Genomic DNA, 2,517 nt, shown 5'->3' with positions numbered 1-2,517 from the left:
TTGGTGGCCTACGTCGTCCCGGCCGAGGCCAACCTGGCTGATACCGCCGCGTTCCGCGACACCCTGCGCCGCGCCCTGAAAGCCCGCCTGCCGGATTACATGGTGCCCGCGCACTTCATGTTCCTCGCGCAAATGCCCTTGACCCCCAACGGCAAACTCGACCGCAAGGGCCTGCCCGAACCGGACGCTAGCCAGTTGCAGCAAAGCTACGTGGCCCCCGAAACCGAGCTGGAGCAGCAGATCGCCGCCATCTGGGCCGACGTCCTGCGCCTGGAACAAGTGGGCTTGAACGACAACTTCTTTGAGGTCGGCGGCCACTCGTTACTGGCCATCCAGATCACCTCGCGGGTCCAGGCCGAGCTGGGCCTGGAAGTGCCGCTGGTGGAGGTGTTCCAGACCGAAACGCTGCGCGCCTACGTCCAGGCCGCCGCCACCTTCCGTGCCGGCAGCGCGGAAGACTTTGATGATCTTCGTGACTTTTTGAGCGAACTAGAGGCGATTTGAACCATGCTTTCCAACCCTAACATCGACCTGGTGTCGCGCTTTCTTCGCCTGCCTCTGGAACAACGCCAGCAGTTCTACCAACGTTTGCAAACCCGCGGCATGAGCTTCGGGCAACTGCCGATTGCCCCGGCCCGCGAGGCCGGTCAACCACTGCCGCTGTCCTACGCCCAGGAACGTCAATGGTTCCTCTGGCAACTGGACCCGGACAGCGCCGCCTATCACATCCCCGGCGTGCTGCGCCTGAGCGGGCGCCTGGATAAAAGCGCCTTGCAGCGCAGCTTTGATCGCCTGCTCGAACGCCATGAAAGCCTGCGCACGCGCCTGCATCTGGAGGGTGACAACCGCTCCCAGGTGGTGCTGGCCCACGCCGTCGTCGATATCATTGAAAGCACGGCTGCCGAAGACGGGTTGCAAGCGCGGGTGCAGGCACTCATCGCCGAGCCCTTCGATTTGCAGCACGGTGCCTTGTTGCGCGTAAACCTGCTCAACCTGGGCGAAGACGAGCATGTGCTGGTGTTGGTGCAGCACCATATCGTCTCCGACGGCTGGTCGATGGGCGTGATGGTGCAAGAGCTGATGCAGCTCTACGCCGCCTACAGCAACGGCCAGGACTGCCAGTTGGCGGCACTGCCGATCCAATATGCCGACTACGCGCTGTGGCAGCGCCGCTGGATGGAAGCGGGGGAGAAGGAGCGCCAGCTCAGTTACTGGCGTGAACAACTCGGTGGCAGCCAGCCGGTGCTGGAGTTGCCGTTCGATCACCCACGCCCGGCGCGCCAGAGTTATCGCGGCGCGCGTCAGGATGTGGCGCTGGAACCTGCACTGGTCGCCGGGCTCAAGGCTTTGGCGCAGCGCGAAGGCGTGACCCTGTTCATGCTGTTGCTGGCGTCGTTCCAGACCCTGCTGTACCGCTACAGCGGCCAGTCGGACATCCGCATCGGCGTGCCGACCGCCAACCGCAACCGCGCTGAGACCGAACGCCTGATCGGCTTTTTCGTCAACACCCAGGTGCTCAAGGCCGACCTCGACGGTCAGATGACCTTCCGCCAACTACTGGCCCAGGTCAAAGAGCGCACGTTGCAGGCCCAGAGTCACCAGGACCTGCCGTTCGAACAACTGGTGGAAGCGCTGCAACCGGAACGCAGTCTGAGCCACAACCCGCTGTTCCAAGTGATGTTCAACCACCAGGCGCAAACTCGCACAGCCGTGGGCGAGCAGCAACTGTCGGGGCTGGGCGTGACCTCCCTGGAGTGGGCAAGCGAGAGTGCGCAGTTCGACTTGAGCCTGGACACCGAAGAAACCGACCAGGGCTTGTGGGCCTCCTGGACCTTTGCCACCGACCTGTTCGCAGCCGCCACCGTGGCGCGCATGGCGCAGCATTGGCAAACCGTGCTGCACGCGATGGTTGCCAGCGCGGGCAGCCGCCTGGCGCAACTGACGTTGCTGGCCGACGGCGAGCAGCGCGACTTGCTGAACGACTGGAACAACGGCGGCGCAGCTTTCGAAAGCCCGCTGGGTGTGCACGGCCTGTTCGAGGTGCAAGCGCAACGACGTCCCGACGCCATTGCCCTGTGCCTGGATGAGCAAACGCTGACCTATGCCGAGTTGAACCGTGAGGCCAACCGCTTGGCCCACTACCTGATCGGCCAGGGCGTCGGGCCGGAAGTGATGGTCGGCGTGGCAGTGGAGCGTTCGTTCGCCATGGTGGTCAGCCTGTTGGCGATCCTCAAGGCGGGCGGCGCCTACGTGCCGCTGGACCCGCAATACCCGCGCGACCGCCTGCTGCACATGCTCGAAGACAGCCATGTGCGTTTGGTGGTGTGCCAATCCGCCCAGCCATTGCCGTTGCCCGCCGAGGTGGCGAGGCTCGACATCGACAGCGCCAAGGACGCGTTGCAGCGCTGTGCCGAGAGCAATCCGCAGGTGCCGGTCGACCCGCAGAACCTGGCCTACGTGATCTACACCTCGGGCTCCACCGGCAAGCCTAAAGGCGTGGCGATCAACCATGCGGCA

General features: G+C 64.4%; 2 protein-coding genes. Both read left to right on the top strand.

Going from position 1 to position 2,517, the window contains the following annotated elements:
- Positions 1 to 504: phosphopantetheine-binding protein (locus tag LIY36_RS27545; protein WP_226457849.1), on the top strand; the 504-nt coding region annotated here is incomplete at its 5' end.
- A gap of 3 nt (positions 505 to 507) precedes the next feature.
- Positions 508 to 2,517 (top strand): condensation domain-containing protein (locus LIY36_RS27540; protein ID WP_226457848.1); only part of this gene is annotated, 2,010 nt, incomplete at its 3' end.

The sequence above is a fragment of the Pseudomonas sp. AF03-9 genome (assembly GCF_020515815.1).
Classification (GTDB): Bacteria; Pseudomonadota; Gammaproteobacteria; order Pseudomonadales; family Pseudomonadaceae; genus Aquipseudomonas.
The sequence above is the reverse complement of the archived record's forward strand: the minus strand, read 5'-3'. Positions and strand labels throughout refer to the sequence as shown.